Source organism: Streptomyces sp. MBT53 (genome assembly GCF_016654115.1).
GTDB lineage: Bacteria > Actinomycetota > Actinomycetes > Streptomycetales > Streptomycetaceae > Streptomyces.
Genome location: NZ_JAEQAZ010000063.1, coordinates 14102 through 33823, shown reverse-complemented (window position 1 = coordinate 33823; position 19722 = coordinate 14102). Strand labels below are relative to the sequence as shown.

The following is a 19722-nucleotide window of genomic DNA, read 5'->3' as shown; positions in this document are numbered from 1 at the left end:
ACGGGCCATGTTCGACTCGGCCCGGATCGGAAAAACAGCAGCCCCCGGACTCTGTGACGAGTCCCGGGGGCTGCTGCGCTCAGAGGCGGCTTTCGGTCAGACGTGCGGGCCACCGAACGGGGCGCCACCGGTCCCGTAATAGGTGCCCAACTCGTCACGGTAGCCCTGGTCGCCGAGGTGCTTCTCTCGGTGGAACTCCGGGGCCTCCTTGATCTGTTGCTTGGCGAGGCTGACGTAGACCTTCTTCTCGTTCGGGTCGATGCTGTCGACCGTGCTGGCCGGGAGCATGGCCTCCTTGCCGAAGATCCAGACACCGGTGTCGACCACCAGGTAGGCGTCACCGACCTCGTCGGAGTGCTTGTCGACCTTGCCGATACTGCCGTCCGTGGCCTCCACCTTGTATCCGGTGAGGTCGGCGTCCGCCAGACGACCCGCGGTCGACTTGTAACTCCACACATTCTCAGTCACGCGAAAACAACTCCTCCGGTAAATGGAGGACGGCGGATACATCCACCGGTCCTCCTTTTCCGTACGTCGTACACAGCGGTCTCATCGGTTCTTCGACCGCCATGGTTGCGAGTGCCCGTCATCCGGGGTCGCACGCCCCCAATTCAAGCCAGGATCAAGAGTTTTCCCATACTCATCCACGTACTCATGCACGAGAAATATTTCCATCCGTCAACTGGCCGAGCGGCAGCCTGTGGAGCGGAAATCCTGGTGGTAGCAGGGGCGCCGCCAAGTCGTTGATTTCCGCGAGTTCCGTGCGGTGTTGCGGTAGTGATGCCCACAGCCGGCGCTGCACGGCTGCGAACCGGGCCGCCTCGGTGTTCGTGTAGGGGCGCTGCCGTTCCCTTTCCAGCATGGCTTCGGTGCCGCCTTGCCTGTTCCGCAGAGCGCGTACGTCCCGGTCGGTCACCGTGACGGTGTGCACGGCCGGATGGTGGTCGAGGGCCGGTGCGAGTGCGGCGAGTGCTCGGTAGCACCGGTCGTGTCCGTGGGGTGTGGTGAAGCGGGAGGGCAGTCCTTGTTCGAGGCCGAGGGCGAACCGGCGCGCGGTGCCCTGGCGGCTGTCGGCCGCGCGTACCGCGAGGACCAGCATCTCCACCCGGTAGCCCGTGGCCTCGAACCGGGAGGCGGCGGCCAGTAGGTCCGTGCCGCTGGCCGGCGCCGCCTCCACCACCACATCGGCCTTCCGGCTTCGGAGCCATTCCTCCGCCGAGTTCTGCCAGGCCCGGTAGTCGGCTCGCAACAGGGCTCCCGCCGTACGCGGGCGCCGGGCGAGCAGCCGGGAGTACTCGGGATGGAACCCGCGGAAGTCCTCGCTGGACACGAGGACGGTACCTGGACGCATCGCACGCAACACCAGGGCGGAGGCCGCTGTCTTGCCGGCGCCGGGCTGCCCCACCACGTAGACCACTACCGGGTCCCGTCGGGGCTCGGAGTCGCCCAGATGGAACGGAACGATCAGATCCGTGAAAATGCGCCGGTGTTCCGCGCGTGACAGCTGGCGCTAGCCGCCCCCTCGGAGAGCGGCCCGATCGGCGCGGTCCCGGGGAAGCAGGGGTGCGGCCCATCCGAGGCTGCTGCGGATGTCCTCGGCAACGGCCGTCCGCCGCGCCGCTCCGGAGGCGCCGCGCGCGATCTCTCCGACCCGTAGAGCGATGGCGCGGAAGTGCTGGGCTTCGGCGGCGGTCCACGGCCGTGTCCGCTCGGCGTCCACCGCTCGGGCGGCGTTCGGCCGGCGTGACCAACTTCCGTCCGGCGCCAGCCGGTTCAGGTACCGAACGCCGTTGGCGCCGATCACCGTCACCCGGTTCGCCAGTCGCTCGGCTTCGACGATGCGCAGGACTTCGGGAAGTTCTCGGGAGCAGTGGTCGTGGTGGTGCGCCGACACGTAGCGGCCGGTCCCGGTGGCCCGCACCTGCTGGAGGTAGCGGTGCACCACGGCCAGACTGCTGAGGGCCTGCGGAATCGCGAGCACGGCCAGTTCGACCCGGTGGCCGGCGTGTCGGTAGGCGCCCACGGTGGAGCGGGCTTCCTGCGGGTCGGCCAGAGCCGTCTCGATGACGGCGTCCAGTCGGTGACGGCGGGTGTGGTCCTCCACCTCGGCCTGCCAGCGGCGGGTGTCGGGGCGCGTTCGTACTCCGGCGCTGAGGTCGTCGACCGCCAGGAGCGCCGGATAGCAGGGGTGGGCCCGTTTGAAGTCGTCGCTGCCTATGCGCACCGCGCCTCCGCGGTGGGCCAGCGCATGGTGCACCAGGTCCGCGAAGGTGGATTTGCCGACGCCGGGCTGACCTGCCACGAACACCACGACCGGGGAAGTCTGGGCCGTGGCCTTCTTGGTGACGGCCGGCAGGATCGTGCTGACGAGCAGGTCGCGGTGCCGCTCTTCGGGCAGTACGGCCGGGGCAAACCGTTGTTCACCGCCACGTGGCCGCGTCAATCGGAGTTCCACATGCGGCGGTCATCCGGCGTCGGGATCCGCCGAGCGGAGCTCGGCACGCAACAACCGGGGTTCGGAGCCGAGGCCGCGGCCCTGCACGCTCCAGGCGTCGGCGTCCTCAAGTGCGTCCTGCACGTCGACCCAGGCGTGCTCGGAACCGATCGGGTCGATGGTGCACAGGACGAGCGCGCCCTGGTTGATCTCCTGGATCCGAGTGGTGCCGCCCGTGAGGTCCGCGAGCCGGGCGGCGAGTGCCGCGGCACGCCCTGCCAGGACCGCATCCACTCCTCCCCCTCACACCGCACCGATTACTGAGCGTATCGCTAATCGATTAGCGTGCCGTTAACCGATTAGCGTGTCAAGCGTTGCAAGGAGTAGCGAGTTCCTCTCCGGGAGTAGGCAGTGCCCACTGCGGACTATCAGCGCATCGCCGACGACCTGCGCAGGCGACTGGCGGAAGGAGAATGGTCCCCGGGTGAGCAACTGCCGCCGCGGGCCCAGCTGGCGCACGAGTACCAGACCAGTCCGGCCGCGGTCCAGCGGGGCCAGGAACTGCTGATCGACACCGGCCTGCTGGAGGGGCGCAAGAGTGTCGGCGTCTTCGTCCGCGCCCCGCAGGCGCGCATCGCGCTGCCCGTGCTGCTGCCGATTCCGGACGCGATCCGGCGGGCCGGGCTCGTCCCGGGCATCGAATACCGGTCGGACGTCAAGGTCCCGGCACCGGAGCCCATCGCCCGGCGGCTGTCGGTCGACATCGACACACTGTGCGTCCGCACCCGCTACGAGTATCTGGGCAACGCCCGTCCCTTGGCCCTCGGCGAATCGTGGGAGCCGATGGCGCTCACCCACCGCACGCCGGTTCTCCTGCCGGAGGACGGGCCGCTGGCCGGTACCGGTGTGGCTCGCCGGATGGCCTCGGTCGGCGTCCGGGTGGGCCACGCCCAGCTCCGCACACACGCCCGGCACCCGGACGACCACGAGGCACTGCGGCTCGGCATCACCCGTCGCACGCTGATCGTCAGGCTGGACCGGACCCACCTGACCGACACGGGCCGGCCGGTCGAGACCGCCACCTTCCTCCTCCCGCAGACGCGTTGGGAACTGGTCTACGACGTCCCGGTACCGGCCTGCGATCCCCTCGGCGACGGGCATCGCCCGCAGGAAACGGACGCCCATGATCCAGAGAGCCGACCGGCCAGGCAGAGCGGCACCCCTCGCAGGCCGTGACCGCCGCGTGCACGTGCTGAAGGGGCGTCGGCCACACGGACCGGCAGTCACAGATCGAGAGCGAATGACCATCAGGGGGTGGGCGTGGCAGGCCGGGACCTGAGGGCTCTGTTCGGCTCCAACGATCACCGAGTGGGCGCGGACGAGGCGTTCACCAACCGGGAGGGCCAGTGGCACATGTTCGTGAGCGCCCTGGACGCCCACCTGCGGCATGTGACCGCTCCGACTTTCGATGCCGCGGACCTGGAGGCGCCCCGACGCAACCTGCTCGTCTTCCACGGTGTCGGCGGCATCGGCAAATCGACGCTGTCACGGAGGCTGGAGGCCGCGCTGGCCGATGCCGAACGCAGGCCGACGCAATGGGGTGAACCGGCTTGGCACGGGCCGCGGATCGTCCCTGTCCGGCTCGACCTGGCGCGCTCGGCGAACACCGACTTCGAGCGCGTCGTCGTCACGATCCGGCTTGCCGTCGCGGCGGCGGTCGGCCGGCCCATGCCCGCCTTCGACATCGCGTTACGCCGTTACTGGGACCACCGGCATCCGGGCGAGCCGTTGGAGGAGTACCTGCGCCGTGACGGCCTGGTGACCCGCTTCGGCCAGGCGCTTCCTCAGCAGGTGCAGGCGGCGCTCGGCGAGGTCGCCCAGGGCCTGGCGCTGCCCGGGATGCTCGGATCCGCGGTCGGACAGCTCACCGGCGCGCTGGTGCGGGCGCTGCGCGAACACCGCCGCTCAGTAAGCGCGTTGGCCGGCTGTGCGCGGCTGGCCGACCTCCTGGAGGCCGACACCGACCTGGAGTCGCTCTCGTACTACCCGCACCTGCTCGCCTGGGAGCTGGCCCGCTTGCCCGCCCGCAAGCAGATCGCCCCGGTGGTGCTGCTGGACACCTTCGAGGACGTCGGGGACCGCACCCACCGGGACCTGGAGCGGCTGCTGCAGCACGTGGTGTGGCTCATGCCCAACGTCTTCTTCGTCGTCACCGGACGCAACCGGCTGCAGTGGGCCGACCCGGCCCTGCACGGTCAACTCGACTGGACCGGCCCGACGGCGTGGCCCGGACTGGCCGACCACGGAGCCTGGCCCGGGCCGGCCGGCCACGGCGTGCCGGCGCCCCGCGCCGACGCGGCCGATCCGGGCGGTCACCGTCAGATCCTGATCGGGGACTTCAGCGACGAGGACTGCCAGGACTACCTCGCCCACCGCCTCGCCGCCGACGGCCGGCCGCTGATCGACGCGACGCTGCGCCGTGTGATCGCCGAGCGCTCCCACGGCCTTCCCCTGTACCTCGACCTGGCCGCCATGCGTTTCCTTGAGATCCGTCGCACCGGCCGCACCCCTCAACCGGCCGACTTCGGCGGCGACTTCCCCGCCCTGATCGCCCGTACCCTCGCCGACCTCACCCCCGACGAACGCCACGTCCTGCGCTCGGTCAGCCTCCTGGACGCCTTCGACATCCCCCTCGCCACCGCCGCCGCCGGCATCAGCCGTGACGCCCCGGTCCTCCGCCTGCTGGAGCGGCCCTTCGTCCGCCACACCCCCACCGGCCTCTGGCCCTACCACCTGCACGCCCTCATCCGCTCGACCCTGCGCACCGCCGAAGACACCACCGACGACCGCTGGTCAGCACGAGACTGGCGAAACGCGGCCGAACGCGCCCACAGTGCCGTTGGCCGACAGTGGGCCGAGCACACCGGCCCCGGCCGCCGTCTGCTGATCGCCTGCCTGCGCCAAGGTCTCACCCTCGCCTCCGAGTTCCACCTCGACCTGAGCTGGCTGACCGAGGCGGCCTGGCAGTACGTCGGCGACTCCGTGTGGGAACCCCTCGCCTCCGCCCGGCGGGACAACGGCGACGAGACGCGTCCACAGACGCCGGCCGACGCCCTGTCCGAACTGCTCAACACGCTCGGCCGTCGACAGCACGAACACCGCCGCACCACGGCCGACCGGCTCGCCGCCGTCATCGACACCGGTCAACTGCCGGAAGAACTGGGCCACATGGCCCGCTACTACCTGGCCAAAGCCCAACGTGACCTCGGCGAGTCAGCCGCCTCCCGGACAGGAATGCAGCAGGTCGCCGACGGCGGAGGCCGCCTCGCCCCCGCCGCCCGCCGCGGCCTGGCCCACCTCGCCCGTCTGGCCGGCGACTTCCCCACCGCCCTGACCGTCGCCGAGACCCTGGGGTGGGCCGGCCGGCAGAACCGCGTACTCGGCGACATCCACTGGCCCCAGGGCGACATCGCACGAGCGGCCGACGACTACGAACGTGCCCGCGACGACGCCGACCGACGCGGCATCGCGGGAGAACGCGCAACCGCCCAGGCACACCGGGCACTTGCGCTGTCCTTCGCGGACCCCACGACCGCGGACGGCGACATCGCCCTCGCCCACGACCTCCTGACCGACCTCACACTCCACGCCACCACCCTGACCGTCCACATCGCCGTCCTCGTCCGCGACGCGGGCCGCAGGCCGGACATCGACGAACGCGCCCAAGCCCTGCACACCGAGATCGAGACCGCCGGGCTGACTTCGCTCCTCCCCCTGCTTGAGCTCGCCGTCTGCTTCCACCACGCCGTCCGCGGAGACGAGGAACTCCTCGCCGCCGCCATCCACCGACTGCGCCGGATCACCAACGACGGCGACCACGCCTACCTCGCCGACATCGCGTGCTTCATGGACGACAGGCTCATCGCCGCGGAGGCTTCCCCTGTCCGGTGGCTGGAGAACGAAGAGGCAGTCCGCCGACGTTGGCACGCTCTCGTCACCGAACGGCGCGGCACCTGGCTCAACCGAACGCGATAGGGCCCACGGACCAACGGCAAGGCCGAACCACCGACCACATCCGGCTCGACGAACGGGACGGCAGGCGCACTGGGCCATCCCGCCCTGCGCGTACCTCACGACAACCGAGTTCAAGCCCAATGCCACGCATGTGGGCCCCGGTCCGGAAGACCGGGGCCCACATGCGTGGCAGAAAAACGTCGGTCGCGGCTACCAGCGATACCAGCGGCCACTTCCGCCCTTGGGCCGGGCGACAAACCCGACCAGCCAGACCACCAACACGATGATCGCGATGAACCACAGAGCCTTCAGCGCGAATCCCGCACCGAAAAGAATCAGGGCCAGCAGAAGCACAAGAAGAAGGGGAACCATAATGATCGACCTCCGGGCCGTCAGGTTGGTGGTGAGGAGCGGTCAGATAGGGCGTTGACCGACGTAATAGCCGCCGACCTGCTCCTGGTAGCCCGCGTCGCCCTCGTGCTTGTCCTTGTCGAACTCCGGGGAGTTCTTGATCTGGTCCTTGGTGAGACTGACGTAGATCTTCCGCTCGGCCTGGTCGATGGAACTCACGGTGCCGGCCGGCAGCAGAACGTGCTTGCCGAAGATCCAGACACCGGTGTCGACCACGAGATACGAGGAGTCGACAGCGTCCGAGTGCTTGTCGACCTTGCCGATGCCGCCGTTCGTGGCCTCGACCTTGTAGCCGATCAGGTCGATGCCCGCGGTGTGGCCGGAAGTCGGCTGGTAGCCCCAGATGTTGTCACTCATGCAAATACTCCTTCATGGGAATGTCGAATTTCGATTACGTCCTGCTCGAAATGGCGAGTGCCCTTGATCGGGAACCTCACACACGTCATGCGGTCATCAATTTCCGCAATCCTCAAGATTCCTGCTGCCCAATCGGGGTACACGTCGCGTCGGCCCACCGTGCTCAGGCGCGCACTCATGCTCAGGAAGTGATCACTCGTGCCGAAGCCAGTCACCCTCACAGAAATTCACCCGCACCCGACCACCACGCTGCGCCACCGCGCGCAGCTGGTCCGTGGCGGCGGGCCCGCCGTACCGCTCGACCTGGAGTTGCACTACACCTCGTTGGACCCGTTCGCCGTTCGCATCGTCCTGCGAACGGACGGCGCCTCGGTGCACTGGTCCCTGTCTCGAGACTCTCTTCTGCTCGGACTGCGCCGCCTGGAGGGGATCGGCGACGTGGCCGTCTGGCCCCTCCGCGAGGCAGACGGCCACGGATGGCTGCGTATCCGGCTCGGACCACTGGGCAGCGGCGCCGTCTTCCAGACGGAACAGGACGTGGTCGCCGGCTGGCTCGACGTGACACAGCAGCTCGTTCCCCTGGGCGGCGAGAGCGACTACCTGGACTGGGACGGCTTTCTCACACCACTACTCGGCCAGGACTGAGCCGATGACGAAGGGCGAATCATGGATCAGGCAAGCCGGCCTATGGCCGACGCCGCCGAAGAGCCGGTCGGCGAGTTGGTGCAGCGCGCCTCGCACCAGCTGACGGAACTGATACGCGGTGAGATGCGGCTGGCGCGGGCCGAGTTGACGGAGAAGGGCAGGCGCTACGGCAGGGGCGGCGGCCTCTTCGGTGGGGCCGGACTGGCCGGATTCCTCGCGCTGCAAGCGCTGGTCGCCGCCGGGATCGCCGCTCTGGCCGTGCCATTGCCGGTCTGGGCCGCCGCCCTGATGGTGGCGGCCGTCCTCGGACTGGTCGCCGGCGTGCTGGCCCTGACCGGGAAGAAGCAGGTCAGGCAGGCGGCCCCACCCGTTCCCGAGCAGACCGTCGACAGCGTGAAGGCCGATGTGACCGAGATCAAGGAGAGTGTCAAACGATGACGCAACCGCCCCACGACGAGCCCACCGCCGCCAACACGGAGGAGCTGCGCGAGCAGGTCGAGCAGACCCGGCACGAGCTGGGCGACACCGTTCAGTCCCTGGCCGACAAGGCGGACGTCAAGCGCCGCGCCCAGGAGAAGGCCGCCGCGCTCAAGGAGCAGACGACGGCGAAGACCGCGGAACTGACGGACCAGGCCAAGGCGAAAGCCGCCGAGGCGTCGCACATGCTCCAGGACAAGGTGCCCGACACGGTCAAGGAGAAGGCAGCCGTGGCCGCCGGGCAGGTGAGGACCGCAGCGTCGCAGGCCGAGCAGGTGTGGCAGGACAAGGCACCTGAGCCCGTCCGGAACAACCGCACCCCCTTGATCGCCGCGGGCGTGGCGCTGCTGGCCGTCTACGTGCTGCTGCGTCGCAAGAAGAAGTAGGAGGGCCCGGGATGAGGGCATCGAAGATCGCCTACAAGCCCGTCGGTCTGGCCCTCGGCATGCTCGGCGGCCTGGCAGCGGGCGCATTGTTCAAGCAGGCGTGGAAGACGATCGGCCACGACCAGGACGCGCCCGACGCCACCGACGAGGACCGCGGGTGGGGCGAGGTGCTCACCGCGGCCGTCGTGCAGGGCGCAATCTTCGCGGCGGTCAAAGCGGCCGTCGAGCGCGGCGGCGCGATAGCGACCCGGCGCGTGACTGGTACCTGGCCCGGCTGACCCACCGCGTCCGCATCACCTTGCTCGGGCCGATACCGCAACACTTCCGGTGGGGCCCAGGCCGGCCGCCGCCGGAAAGGTCGGGCAGGCTGCCGTCGGTGGTGGCCTGCCCGGCCTGGGCGAGTCATGGGTCCTGGCCGACAGGTCGTCGCGGCCGTGAGCCTTCCAGAACCGACGGTGCTCCCGCCCGGCGCTCCTCAGCCGGGCGGGAGCACCCGTCGGAACGCTCTGTGTGAACGGGTCCGGGCAACGGGCCGGTCAGAGCATCGGGCCGGGATCCCCGGGGCGGATACGGCCACGCCAGCCGGCGGTGTCGCCGTCCTCGCGCTCCACGTACTCCTTGAAGCGCCGCATGTCGCCCTTGACCCGCCGGGTGATCACACCCAACGCGTCCGCACTCTTCTCGGCGACGCCGGTGGGTTCGACGTCCATGGTCAGCTCGACCTTGGTGTGCTGGTCGTCCAGCCGCTCGAACCGGACCGATCCGCTCTGCCGAGTGTCGCCGCCCACGGACCGCCAGGTGATCCTGTCGTCCACCAGCTGGTCGACGATCTCGGTGTCGAACTCGCGCCGCACCCCGCCGATCCTGGTGATCCAGCGATTGTGCCGGTCGTCGAATTGCGTCACTTTCTCGACGCCCTCCATGAACTGCGGGAACTCCTCGAACTGAGTCCACTGGTCGTAGGCCGCGCGCAGCGGAACCGCCACGTCGACCGCTTCCTTGACCGTACTCATGAGTCCCTCCTCATATCCCTTGTGTGCGCGTGCGAAGCACCGAGTACCCGGAGAAAGCCGTACCAAGAGCCCGTCCGGGCGTCGGAGGGCGTCGGTCGGCCTTTTCGGGGAACTCGTCCGCTCATCAGCACCCACGACTCCCGCTCCGCACCGACCGGGGCGGAGCGGTCCGGTGTCACCGCACGGGACGAACGAGGTACTCACCGTGGAAAGCCGAAACGACCCCGACGGCGTCACGTTGTCGTCGCACGAACGCCTCGCCCTGTGGCGGATCGAAGCCGAACTCCGCCAGGACCGACGCCTGGCCCGCCGGATGCGCCGCCCGGGCGCCCGACCGTGGCTGCCTCTGTCCGTGGCCGCCCTGACATGTGCCTCCCAGGTCCTTCTCGTCATAGGGATCCTCTCCCCCAACGCGACCGTGCTGTGGTGCCTCCTCGTGCTGTGGCCGCTCGCCGTCCTGCTGGCGTTCCACATGTTGCGCGGGCCGACCGGCGGCGCGGACCGCACCGGGTGGTAACCATGAACTCGGCCTCACCGCAGGGAAGTTCGAAGCGCCGGGGCTGGTTGCGCGACAGCGCTCTCCAGCAACCGGGGATCACCCGGATCCGCTTCCTCGAAGTGGCCCCCGCCCTGCCCCTGTTGCTCACGCTCACGGCCGAAGAACTCGACGCCCGGGGGCTGAGCGGCGGCGTCATGGCGGGCAGCCTGCTCAGCGACCTCGTCAACGGGCGCGCGTGCGAGTGGAGCGGCCTCTGCGATCCGCGCCGCCTCGCCTCCGTGATCCGGACCGGCGGTCGGCAGTGCGCCGTTCACCGCGACGAGAACGGACAGCTCCACGCGGTCCCGGCCCGGTGCACCCACCTCGGCCAGATCCTCCAGGGGCCCGCCGTACGGCCGTTGGCGAAGCGCGACATCCGAACCGCACAGCGTTTCACCCCCGTTGCCCCCGGGAACCCGGTGAACACCCTGACGAAAGCTCGACCGAGACAGAGAGAAGTTGAAATGCCGTGAGCGCGCGGACCGTCGAACAGCATCCCCTGCACGTGGCCAGGACCGGCTGGTCGAAGGCCCGTCACCGCCAGGGCAAGGGCGTGCGCACGTGTGTCCGCGCCGTGGACGACGGCGCCCCAGTGACGGCGCGCGCCGACCTGGAGTCCAACATCGTCCGCGGCGAGGACTGACCCGCCGGCCATCCCCGTGGCGCTGCCCGGTGAACGTCTCTCCGAACCGGCTCTGACGTACCTGAGCACAAGGTCGAGGCGTACGCCCTGTTATGGCCTCGCCTCACGGGTACTCGCGAAGGCGCTCGCAGAACCGCTGCCACCCGGGAGAGACGATGCCCGACTTCGGATACTTCCTGTCGTGCGAGGAGCACAGCCCGGCAGAACTCGTCGACCAGGCCAGGATGGCCGAACAGGCGGGTTTTGACGCCCTCTGGATCTCGGACCACTACCACCCGTGGAACGACCACCAGGGACAGAGCCCGTTCGTCTGGACGGTGATCGGCGCCCTGTCCCAGGCCGTCTCGCTGCCTGTCGAGACGGCAGTGACCTGTCCCCTCGTCCGTACGCACCCCGCCGTGATCGCCCAGGCGGCGGCCACCAGCGCCGCCCACCTCGGCGGCCGTTTCCGGCTCGGGGTCGGCACCGGCGAGGCACTCAACGAGCACATCCTGGGCACCGGCTGGCCCGAGGCGTCCGTGCGGCTGGAGATGTTGGAAGAGGCACTCCACATCATCCGGCAGCTCTTCACCGGCGAGCAGACGAGCCACCGCGGCAAGTACTACACGGTGGAGAACGCCCGCCTGTACACACTGCCCGACGAGCCGGTACCGATCGACGTCTCCGCGTTCGGCCCGCAGGCCGCCGAGGTCGCCGCACGCATCGGCGACGGCATGATCACGATGATGCCCGACACCGCCCTGGTCGAGCGCTTCCGTCGCGGTGGCGGCGGCTCCAAGCCCGTGCGGGGCGGCCTCAAGGTGTGCTGGGGCACCGACCGGAAGGAAGCCCTGCGCACCGCACACCACCTGTGGGCCAATGAGCAACTCCCCGGCGAACTCCCGCAGATCCTGCCGACCCCGCGCCACTTCGAGCAGGCGTCCGAACTCGTCACCGAGGATCAGGTGGCCGCCGCCGTACCGTGCGGCGACGACCCCGACGCGCACGTCGAAGCCCTGACCGCCTTCGCCGACGCGGGCTTCGACACCGTGTACGTCAACCAGATCGGCAAGGACCAACAGGGCTTCTTCGACTTCTACCGCACCAAGATCCTGCCGGCGCTCCGCGCCTGACGGCTGTGACCGGACGGCGAGAAAAGCGGACGAGACCACGGCGAACTCCTCGGCCCCGCATGTTCTCGGCTCGCGGAACCCGGCCGACAGGGCGTGGCCGGCGCGTGCCATGGGTGAGTTCCTCGCTCTGATGGCGGCGCTGTGCTTCGGCGTCACGCACTTCGTCAACGGCCTGTTGTCCCGGCGAGCCGACGGAATGACCGTCGCTCTCCACGCCCAGCTGGGCGGGACCGTACTCGCGCCGGCCCTGGCCACGAGTCTGCCCGGCGGCTCCGCTTCGCCCGCGGACTACGGCTGGGGAGCACCTCTCCGCGCCGCTGTGGGTGGGTGTCGCCGCCGTGGTGCCGGCGCTCTGGCTGGTCTCGCGGACCACGTCGGGCACGGCCCGGAAGGACCGCGGAGCACTGTCCGACGGCGTGCCGAGCGCGCTGGTGGCGAGCGTGGGGATCGGTGTGCAGTTCCTGGCCACGGCGCAGGTGGACGGCGACAGCGGTATGTGGCCGGTCGTGCTGAGCCGGGTGGTGTCGGTCGTGGTCATCGCCTGCGTCATGGCGCCGTATCGGGCCCGCTGGACCATGCCGACAGGAGCCTGGGCGGTAGCGGTGGCGGCCGGCATGGTCGGGACGGTCGCGATCGTGCTGTACCTGGAGGCGACCGCGCGCCGGCTCATGGCCGTGGCCACGGTGCTCGCGTCCCTCTACCCCGCCGTCCCCGTCGTCCTCGCCCTGCTCCTTCTGGGAGAACGTCTGAACCGTCGTCAGGTCGTCGGGCTGGGATGCGCGACCCTGGCAGTCGCGCTGATCGCCCTGCGCTGAGCCGTCCGCGAGCGGCCACCACCGGTTCTCAGCGGGTGAGTGCCCGGCGCAGCGCGCCTCGGGACGCGGCCTCCCATACCGCCGCGAGCTCCCGTTCGCGCGCCTCGGCGATGGCCTCCTCCTGTCCGTACAGCAGGCCCCAGACGAAACCGGTCTCGCCGGCCGCGTGTGCCGCCAGGGCCAGTTCTCGTAGGGCGTCCCGTGCGACGACGCTGTCCTGGTGGTCGCCGAGTACCTTCTGGACGGCCTTGACCCGCTTGCCGAGGCGCTTGGCGGGTTTGCGGAGCGAGTCGTGTGCCGGCTCCGTGGCGTACCGCGTCCTCTTGGCCGCCTTGCGGGCCTCGTGGAGCGCGGTGTCGCGATCCGTGCCCGGCGGGACGTCCACGGCGTGCGCCACGCGGCGGGCGAGTCGGCCGTACTCCTTGAGGATGGCCTTGGCCATGACGTTCGAGGGCTTTCGGGACGCCTTGGTGCGCAGCGGAGGCTGTTGCGTGAGCGTGGCGAGGGAGTCCAGGAGTGCCAGGTAGCGGGGAGAGTTGAGGGCGTCGAGGGTGCGCAGGTGGGCCTCGGAGCTGGTGGTGACGTCCCATATCTGGAGCCGTGCGGTGACGGGGCCGAAGAGCAGTTCCGGGGGCAGCGTCTCGATCCGTGAGGTCAGGCGTTCCAGAAGGACCTCCTGATCGCGTTCCGCGGCGAGTTCGTTCCCCAGCCACTTGAGTTCCTCACGGATCGGATCGGCGGCCTCCCGATCGACGACCGACCGGTAGGAACGCAGCACGCTGCGCAGCCGGCGACAGGCGACGCGCATCCGGTGCACGGAGTCGGGCAGGTCACGCCGTACGGCGGGGTCAAGGTGCACGAGGACGCGGATCTGCTCCTCCGTATAGCGAAGGACCTCCTCGCCGGAAGAGCCGGGCGCCAGAGCCACCCTCTCGGGAACCTGTTGAGCGGACAGCCGGGGCGCTCCCGCCTCCGTCTCCGCCAGGGCCCTGGCCAGCTTCGACGGGGAGTGCGCTCGGTCGATACCGCTCCTGCCGAATGTCTTTTCCACCGCGTCCAGGAGATCCGGGTCGGTGTCGTCCGCGAGTTCGACCGCCATCTCACTCCAACCGGCCCGGGTGCCGGCGCCGCGCACGGATTCGGCACGCACTGCGTCGATGCTCAGTTCGGCCAGGACCTTGCCTCCGAAACCGACGAACTGTCGTACTGCGCGGGTGGAACGGATGCGCACCACCGGTCGCAGCTCCGCGCCCCGGGTGCGGGACAGGGCCAGGTCTCGCAGTGCGTCCGGAACCGTGTCGGACAGCGGGGCGTGGATCTCCTCGCGACTGTCCCCGGACAGCGGCAGTTTGAGATGCCAGCCCGCGTCGGTCCCGCCGGTCCTTCGCCGGAGCGTGGCCGAGGTACCCGCCAGCCGCAGGTCGTCGGTGTCGTAGTAGACGGCGTCCAGATCCTGGGTGCCGTGGTCCACGACCGACGTGACCCCGCCCACGCCGGTGAGGTCGGGCAGCCATGTCGTGTCGTCGGCGGACGGTACGTCGTACTTCCGTTCTGTTTCCTGTTTCGACTCGGTCATCCATTGCGCGTACACGTCTGAACCGCGAGCAAACCCGACCGGTCAGGATTTGTGCGGAGCGGGCTGATCGGAGCGGCGGTGGCTGGTGTCGCACCACGGGTAGGCGCGGCTGCGTCGGCAGGTGCACAGGGCGACGCAGAACCGGTCGGACGACACGGTGGTGCCGTCCTCCAGCGTGACGTCCACCGGGCCCTCGACCAGCAGGGGTCCCGCGCGCCGGGCCACTATGCGGCGGCGTCGTTCATCGGGGCCGTACGGCACGGATGATCACCAGCTCTTCCTTCTCGGCATCGTCCTCGGTGAGGCCGCGGTCGTGCAGCCAGCCGCTGCGGGAGCGCAGGACCGGGCCGAAGGCGACGCTGCGGTGTTCCACGATGTCGGCGCGCAGGCCCGCCGCCCGCAGCCGCCGCAGCGACTCCTGGGGGCCGCTCAGTTCGGACTGGACCAGAAGCAGCACTCCGCCGGGCTTCAGGAGCCCCGGCGCGCCCTGGCAGATCCGGTCCAGTACGAGGCGGCCGTCGTGTCCCGCGTCCCAGGCCCGTGCCGGGCCCCGGCGGGGGCAGGCGGCGGTGGGGGCAGGCACGTACGGCGGGTTGGAGAGGACGAGGTCGAAGGACCGGCCCGCCACCGGAGTCAGCAGATCGCCGCGTCTGACCCGGACCGGGAGACGCGCCAGCAGCGCGTTGATCTTGGTGTTGAGGGTCGCGCGCCAGGAGATGTCGATCGCCGTGACGCGGGCCCCGAGCCGGGCCGCGGCCAGCGCGACGGCACCAGTTCCCGTGCCCACGTCGAGGACTTCGGCGCGCGGGGGCAGTCGTTCGTCGTGGAGGAGTCGGACGAGCAGGTCGGTGTCGTCCTGCGGGGTGTAGACGCCAGGCAAAGTGACCGTGGTCATGGGGCTTCGTTTCCGGTTCCCGTGGACGCGAGAGAACCTGTTCGTGGTCGGAGAGCCGGTCAGACTGACAGGCGCAGTGACGACTCCCCCGCCCGCCAGGCGCCGAGGAGGTGTTCGGCGAGGCGGTCTTCGAGATATGTGGTTGCATCCACGCCGAAGGCGACATCGCCGTCGAGGTGGGGTTCCTCTTCGAGCAGGCCCGCCACGACCTCGCGGCGGACGACCTGTTCGTGCACGGCGTCCGCCTCGACGTGTTCGTCGTAGAAGTGCTCGGCGGCCGACCCCGCGCCGGTCCGCCGCATGGCTTGGGCCAGGCGCCGTGAACCCGGCGAGGAGGTGATCTCGACGGCGGCGAAGTGCCCCACAAGGGCTCCTCGCAGGGCGCGGTGCAGGCCGAGGAGGGACATCAGGTTCACGGTGGCGAGGGCCTCGGCGCCGGCCGCGTCGAGCCAGTGCCCGTATTCCGTGTCCAGGTCGAGGTCGGTCATGAGGTCGGCGAACAGGCGGGCGTGCACGCGGTCCGCGCGGCCCCCGCCGAACTCGTCGAACTCCACGGCCGCCATGCCCGCCTTCGCCCTACCCCACAGCCGGGGCAGCACCCACGCGTGCGGATCGGCCTCCTTGAGGTGGTAGAGCGAGCGCTGCGCTGCGTACTCACGCACCTGCCACAACTCCCCCTCGTCCCGCAGGAAGTGACTGACGCCGCTGCCGTCGACGGGTTCGACGAGCAGGTCGTCCAGCGCCTCGTCGGCGTGCTTGTGTACGGTCGCCCCGGCACGGAGAGTTTCGAGGAACGGCCGTTCCAGGGCCGCCCGGACCCTGAGCAGGTCAGGGTCCCATTCATGGTCGGCGTCGACGCCGGCGAATCCCCTGTAGTGCAGCTCGTAGCAGATGTAGAGGGCGAGCTGGAGGTCGTCTCCGAGCGGGGCGGCGGCAGACATCGCCCCGTCGTCCGGGAGGGGTCCCGTACTCCGCAGGTACGCGATGATCGCCGCGGAGATCGGACCGCGAGCGAAGGGCAGGGGCGGCTCCGGCGATGTGACGTTCATGAACGCCGGGTACCCGTGATGCGGAAACCCTCACGTGAGACGTTCGTCGTGTGCCGGATCGTCCCGCGGGTACACGGTCGGCTCCGTCGTATCCCGACGCCTGGAGCCGTCCGCGCGCCCACGGCCCCGCAACGTATTCGTCGTCGGTCTCGACGAGGACGTGGCACAACTGATCGACCGGGCACGGAGCGTGCTGGACGGCGTCGACGGGCCCGTCGACGCGATCGTCGGTTACGGGGACTTCCCGGTGAGCACGCTCGTGGCGCTCAAGCAAGGAATCCCGGGTACTCGAAACCCTTCAAGGCGGCAGGCCGAGAGTCTGCTCAGCGGCTGAGGCCGGACATCCTCCGGCCTCCCCACCCGATCGGGAGTTCTCATGATCCGTGCCGTGGCGCTCGTCTGTACGCTCACTCCGTCCCCCGCCCCTTCGAGCAGTCATCACCTCGCCGGACAGGTGATGTCCGAACTCGCCGGCCTCGGTGTCCAGGGCGAGACGATCCGGGTGGCCGATCACCACATCCGCTCGGGAATCGCCCGTGACCTGGGGGACGGTGACGACTGGCCGCGCGTGTGGGAGAAGGTCATGGCCGCCGACATCGTCCTGCTGGCCACCCCGATCTGGCTCGGCCACCCCGCCAGCCTCTGCCAGCGCGTGCTGGAGCGGCTCAACGCCGACATCTCCGAGACCGACGACCAGGGCCGGCAACTGCCGTACGGGAAGGTCGGGTTGGTGGCCGTCGTAGGCAACGAGGACGGGGCGCACAAAGTGAGCGCCGACCTCTTCCAGGGCCTCAACGACCTCGGGTTCTCCCTGCCGCCCGGCGCGGTCACCTACTGGGTCGGCGAAGCCCAACAGAGCACCGACTACCAGGACCTCGACAAGACCCCCGACGCCGTCGCCGCCACCACCAGGACCCTTGCCGCCAACGCCGTCCACCTCGCGACGCTGCTCCAGGGCACGCCCTACCCGCCCAGCTGATCGGGCGTTTGCTCGCGTGGGTCGGGGGCACCCGAGTGCTCAGTGCTTCAGACAGCAGGCACACCGTGGGAGCGCCGATCGTCACGCGCTCGTCTACGCGCCGGACGCGCTCCCGCACTGACCGTCCGCCCCACAGCATGGGGAGTAGTGACGCATCATGCCTGCCCAAGTCCGTTCGAAGCGCCACCCGCACGACGACGCCCCCGACACCGCGGAATCCTTCCGTACCCTCGTCCTGCTCGCCCCCGGCCCGCAGCACGACATCGTCCGTGACCAGATCGTGGTGGCGTGGCTGCCCATGGCCGACCGGCTCGCCGGACGGTTCCGCAACCGCGGCGAAAACACCGAGGACCTGCGCCAGGTCGCGGCCATCGGCCTGATCAAAGCGGTCGACCGGTACGACCCGGACCGCGGCAAGGCGTTCGAGAGCTACGCCGTTCCGACCATCACCGGCGAGATCAAACGGCATTTCCGTGACCACACGTGGGCCATGCATGTGCCACGTCGGGTGCAGGAACTGCGCAACAGGGTGCGATCGGCCCTCCGGGATCTGTCCCAGACCGCCCCGGACCACCGTCCCACCAGGTCGGAGATCGCGGCCCGGGCCGGCCTCAGCGAAGAAGACACCCAGGACGGGCTCGAAGCTCTGGAGAGCTATGCCGCCCTCTCGCTCGACGCCGAGCTGCCCGGCGGCGAGAGCGGGTATTCCCTCGGCGACACGCTCGGGACAGCCGACCCGGCTCTGGACACGGTGATCGACCGTGAGGCCGTCAAGCCCGGCATCAAGCAACTCTCGGAGCGTGACAAGGTCATCCTCTACCAGCGGTTCTTCGGCAACATGACGCAGGCCGCCATCGCCGAGGAGCTCGGCATCTCACAGATGCACGTCTCCCGCCTGATCAGCCTCAGCTGTGAGCGGCTGCGGGACCAGGTGATGCGGGAGGCTGCCTGAGAGCCGTCCGTCCGGCAGCCTCGGGGCCGAGCGGGTCGCCGAGGCCACTGGCCGGTGCGGCGTGACACGGACGCGGAAACACTCCGGGCGCGCCCGATCGCGTCCTTCCCGCCCACGCCGCGGTGCGGGTCCGCCGGCTTACCGCTCACGCGGCGATGTGCGGGCTACGCGGTGCTGGTGGAGGTATTCGAGTGCGTTCAGTACGACGGTGCGCCGGTACCAGGAGCGCCAGGCCGCGGTCTCGGTGGCCAGGAAGTCCAGGGCGTATCGCTGTTCGTCCGTCAGCCATGATCCGGGCGCGGTCCAGTGCAGGGTCAGGGTGCCGGTGCAGTGGCCGTCGGGGGTGACCAGCGGAACGCAGGCGAGGGCTCTGCTGTCGGCGTCGAGGAGGGCGCGGCCTGCGGGGTGGAGGAGGAGGTCGGGGTCGGCCGCGACGTCGGGGACGTTCACGGGCTCGCGCAGATGCTGCGCGCGGGCGCATACGTAGGGCGGCCCGGTGACGAGCGCCGCCTGGTCCCGGTAGGCGGCGTCGAGGCCCTTGTGCTGTTCCAGGACCAGGGCGTCGTCCTGCGCCGGATCCGTGAGATGGAGTTCGGCGGCTTTCGCGTCCGAGATGACGACCGTCGCCTCGTGGAGAGCGGCTGCGAGAACCTGCCGACGGTCGTGAGCGTCGATGTCGTAGCTCTGCAGGAAACCGCCGGCCGGGAGCAGCGCGCGGGTGGATCGTCCGGTGAACCACTGGACGTCGGAGTACGGCGGCGGAGCGGTGACGACGGCGGAGGCGAGGACACGCAGCGGCACGTTGTGACGCTGGGAGCCCTCCCGCAGGAGGGCGAACGCGGCATCCGGGCCGGGAAGTCCGTAGCGGGCCAGGAGGATGCCCTGGGCCACACCGATCAGGGTCCTGGTGCGGGCCCTGGCCCTGAGCCCGAACACCTCGTCGCGCAGATCGTCCGCCTCGTGGGAGAGTCTGGCCGCGCGCTGTCTAGTGGTGTCCGAAACGCTGTCGGGCAGCACGGCCAGCGCGTCGCCGAGGGTGTCGTGGATGCGGACGCCGGGGAGTTTCCCGCGTTCCAGCACCGCGCGAACGGAGGGGGCCGCGCCGACGACCAGCACGGGAGCGTGTGCGAGGTGGTCGGTGGCGAGACGGAGGGCCTGGCAGGCCGCGATGCTCACTGACCGCACGCCGGCCATGTCGAGGACGAGCGGTTGCCCGTCGCGGCCGGCCTGGTCGAGCGGCTGTCGCAGCTCCCGTGCCAGGTCGAGGCAGGTGTCGGGGCCGAGCGCGCCGGACAGGCAGACGATCGTCGTGAGTCCGGTGGCCGTACGTACCGTCAGGGGTGGGTGGCTCGTCATCCTGTTGTCACTCCAGCAACTGGGCGCCGTCACCGGCGAACCTGCACCGGCCGCGGACGGGCGACCGGGA

26 protein-coding genes are annotated in these 19722 nt (G+C 70.0%); 14 read left to right on the top strand and 12 right to left on the bottom strand.

Annotated elements, in window-relative coordinates:
- Positions 1–96 precede the first annotated feature (96 nt).
- From JHN45_RS23370 to JHN45_RS23355, 4 genes are all read right to left on the bottom strand, one after another.
- Positions 97–468 (bottom strand): PRC-barrel domain containing protein, encoded by a 372-nt coding sequence (locus JHN45_RS23370; RefSeq protein WP_201050495.1) that lies wholly within the window; start codon positions 466–468, stop codon positions 97–99.
- 184 nt (positions 469–652) lie between these two features.
- Positions 653–1450 (bottom strand): zeta toxin family protein, encoded by a 798-nt coding sequence (locus tag JHN45_RS23365; RefSeq protein ID WP_236583994.1) that lies wholly within the window; start codon positions 1448–1450, stop codon positions 653–655.
- Positions 1451–1510: 60 nt separating this feature from the next.
- Entirely contained in the window at positions 1511–2443 is a 933-nt protein-coding gene (locus tag JHN45_RS23360; protein ID WP_201050493.1) for a zeta toxin family protein, read from the bottom strand.
- A 21-nt stretch (positions 2444–2464) separates the two neighbouring features.
- Positions 2465–2728 (bottom strand): hypothetical protein, encoded by a 264-nt coding sequence (locus tag JHN45_RS23355; RefSeq protein WP_201050492.1) that lies wholly within the window; start codon positions 2726–2728, stop codon positions 2465–2467.
- Between the two features lie 117 nt (positions 2729–2845).
- On the opposite strand from JHN45_RS23355, the gene JHN45_RS23350 reads away from it, so the two are divergent.
- Both JHN45_RS23350 and JHN45_RS23345 read left to right on the top strand, forming a co-directional pair.
- Positions 2846–3670: a GntR family transcriptional regulator gene (locus tag JHN45_RS23350; RefSeq protein ID WP_201050491.1), complete on the top strand. Its 825-nt coding sequence runs from the start codon at positions 2846–2848 to the stop codon at positions 3668–3670.
- Between the two features lie 84 nt (positions 3671–3754).
- Positions 3755–6469, top strand: a complete 2715-nt coding sequence (locus JHN45_RS23345; protein ID WP_201050490.1) for a tetratricopeptide repeat protein — start codon at positions 3755–3757, stop codon at positions 6467–6469.
- A 189-nt stretch (positions 6470–6658) separates the two neighbouring features.
- Here JHN45_RS23345 and JHN45_RS23340 read toward each other — a convergent pair whose 3' ends face one another.
- Positions 6659–6820, bottom strand: a complete 162-nt coding sequence (locus tag JHN45_RS23340; RefSeq protein ID WP_200710948.1) for a hydrophobic protein — start codon at positions 6818–6820, stop codon at positions 6659–6661.
- Positions 6821–6862: 42 nt separating this feature from the next.
- A complete protein-coding gene (locus JHN45_RS23335; RefSeq protein ID WP_201050489.1) occupies positions 6863–7216 on the bottom strand; it encodes a PRC-barrel domain containing protein in 354 nt (117 codons plus the stop codon).
- Between the two features lie 198 nt (positions 7217–7414).
- Between JHN45_RS23335 and JHN45_RS23330 the strand changes: the two genes are divergently transcribed.
- From JHN45_RS23330 to JHN45_RS23315, 4 genes are read left to right on the top strand one after another with little or no spacing between them, the layout of a single operon-like run.
- A complete protein-coding gene (locus JHN45_RS23330; RefSeq protein WP_201050488.1) occupies positions 7415–7861 on the top strand; it encodes an SsgA family sporulation/cell division regulator in 447 nt (148 codons plus the stop codon).
- 21 nt (positions 7862–7882) lie between these two features.
- Positions 7883–8299, top strand: a complete 417-nt coding sequence (locus JHN45_RS23325) for a phage holin family protein (RefSeq protein ID WP_201050487.1) — start codon at positions 7883–7885, stop codon at positions 8297–8299.
- Positions 8296–8724, top strand: a complete 429-nt coding sequence (locus JHN45_RS23320; protein WP_201050486.1) for a DUF3618 domain-containing protein — start codon at positions 8296–8298, stop codon at positions 8722–8724. The genes JHN45_RS23325 and JHN45_RS23320 overlap by 4 nt, the downstream gene beginning before the upstream one ends.
- 11 nt (positions 8725–8735) lie before the next feature.
- On the top strand, positions 8736–9002 hold the full coding sequence (locus tag JHN45_RS23315) for a DUF4235 domain-containing protein (RefSeq protein ID WP_201050485.1): 267 nt from the start codon (positions 8736–8738) through the stop codon (positions 9000–9002).
- Positions 9003–9260: 258 nt separating this feature from the next.
- Here JHN45_RS23315 and JHN45_RS23310 read toward each other — a convergent pair whose 3' ends face one another.
- Positions 9261–9737: an SRPBCC family protein gene (locus JHN45_RS23310; protein ID WP_200710954.1), complete on the bottom strand. Its 477-nt coding sequence runs from the start codon at positions 9735–9737 to the stop codon at positions 9261–9263.
- A 205-nt stretch (positions 9738–9942) separates the two neighbouring features.
- On the opposite strand from JHN45_RS23310, the gene JHN45_RS54410 reads away from it, so the two are divergent.
- The 5 genes from JHN45_RS54410 (at position 9943) to JHN45_RS23285 (ending at position 12845) form a co-directional block, all read left to right on the top strand.
- The gene (locus JHN45_RS54410; RefSeq protein WP_200710955.1) at positions 9943–10254 is read left to right on the top strand and encodes a DUF3040 domain-containing protein; all 312 of its coding nucleotides are present in this window, start codon (positions 9943–9945) and stop codon (positions 10252–10254) included.
- A 2-nt stretch (positions 10255–10256) separates the two neighbouring features.
- Entirely contained in the window at positions 10257–10748 is a 492-nt protein-coding gene (locus JHN45_RS54740; RefSeq protein WP_374195637.1) for a Rieske 2Fe-2S domain-containing protein, read from the top strand.
- Positions 10745–10918 (top strand): hypothetical protein, encoded by a 174-nt coding sequence (locus tag JHN45_RS23295; RefSeq protein ID WP_201050484.1) that lies wholly within the window; start codon positions 10745–10747, stop codon positions 10916–10918. Before JHN45_RS54740 ends, JHN45_RS23295 begins: the two co-directional genes overlap by 4 nt.
- 155 nt (positions 10919–11073) lie before the next feature.
- Positions 11074–12030 carry an LLM class F420-dependent oxidoreductase gene (locus tag JHN45_RS23290; protein ID WP_201050483.1) on the top strand — a complete coding sequence of 319 codons (957 nt, stop codon included), beginning with the start codon at positions 11074–11076 and terminating at the stop codon, positions 12028–12030.
- 338 nt (positions 12031–12368) lie between these two features.
- The gene (locus JHN45_RS23285) at positions 12369–12845 is read left to right on the top strand and encodes an EamA family transporter (protein ID WP_307783169.1); all 477 of its coding nucleotides are present in this window, start codon (positions 12369–12371) and stop codon (positions 12843–12845) included.
- A 28-nt stretch (positions 12846–12873) separates the two neighbouring features.
- Here the strand turns inward: JHN45_RS23285 and JHN45_RS23280 are convergent, their stop codons facing one another.
- From JHN45_RS23280 to JHN45_RS23265, 4 genes are read right to left on the bottom strand one after another with little or no spacing between them, the layout of a single operon-like run.
- On the bottom strand, positions 12874–14421 hold the full coding sequence (locus JHN45_RS23280) for a CYTH and CHAD domain-containing protein (protein ID WP_201050482.1): 1548 nt from the start codon (positions 14419–14421) through the stop codon (positions 12874–12876).
- A 42-nt stretch (positions 14422–14463) separates the two neighbouring features.
- A complete protein-coding gene (locus tag JHN45_RS23275; RefSeq protein WP_201050481.1) occupies positions 14464–14682 on the bottom strand; it encodes a CDGSH iron-sulfur domain-containing protein in 219 nt (72 codons plus the stop codon).
- Positions 14663–15316: a HemK2/MTQ2 family protein methyltransferase gene (locus JHN45_RS23270; RefSeq protein WP_201050480.1), complete on the bottom strand. Its 654-nt coding sequence runs from the start codon at positions 15314–15316 to the stop codon at positions 14663–14665. The genes JHN45_RS23275 and JHN45_RS23270 overlap by 20 nt, the downstream gene beginning before the upstream one ends.
- 59 nt (positions 15317–15375) lie before the next feature.
- Positions 15376–16365 (bottom strand): iron-containing redox enzyme family protein, encoded by a 990-nt coding sequence (locus JHN45_RS23265; RefSeq protein ID WP_201050479.1) that lies wholly within the window; start codon positions 16363–16365, stop codon positions 15376–15378.
- Between the two features lie 34 nt (positions 16366–16399).
- Here JHN45_RS23265 and JHN45_RS23260 point away from each other — a divergent pair, with 34 nt between their 5' ends.
- From JHN45_RS23260 to JHN45_RS23250, 3 genes are all read left to right on the top strand, one after another.
- Positions 16400–16699 carry a hypothetical protein gene (locus tag JHN45_RS23260; protein ID WP_201050533.1) on the top strand — a complete coding sequence of 100 codons (300 nt, stop codon included), beginning with the start codon at positions 16400–16402 and terminating at the stop codon, positions 16697–16699.
- Positions 16700–16741: 42 nt separating this feature from the next.
- Complete coding sequence (locus JHN45_RS23255) at positions 16742–17344, top strand: flavodoxin family protein (protein WP_201050478.1); 603 nt, start codon at positions 16742–16744, stop codon at positions 17342–17344.
- 157 nt (positions 17345–17501) lie between these two features.
- The gene (locus JHN45_RS23250; protein WP_201050477.1) at positions 17502–18296 is read left to right on the top strand and encodes a SigB/SigF/SigG family RNA polymerase sigma factor; all 795 of its coding nucleotides are present in this window, start codon (positions 17502–17504) and stop codon (positions 18294–18296) included.
- A gap of 138 nt (positions 18297–18434) precedes the next feature.
- Here the strand turns inward: JHN45_RS23250 and JHN45_RS23245 are convergent, their stop codons facing one another.
- Positions 18435–19652, bottom strand: a complete 1218-nt coding sequence (locus tag JHN45_RS23245) for an ANTAR domain-containing protein (RefSeq protein ID WP_201050476.1) — start codon at positions 19650–19652, stop codon at positions 18435–18437.
- Positions 19653–19722: the final 70 nt, after the last annotated feature.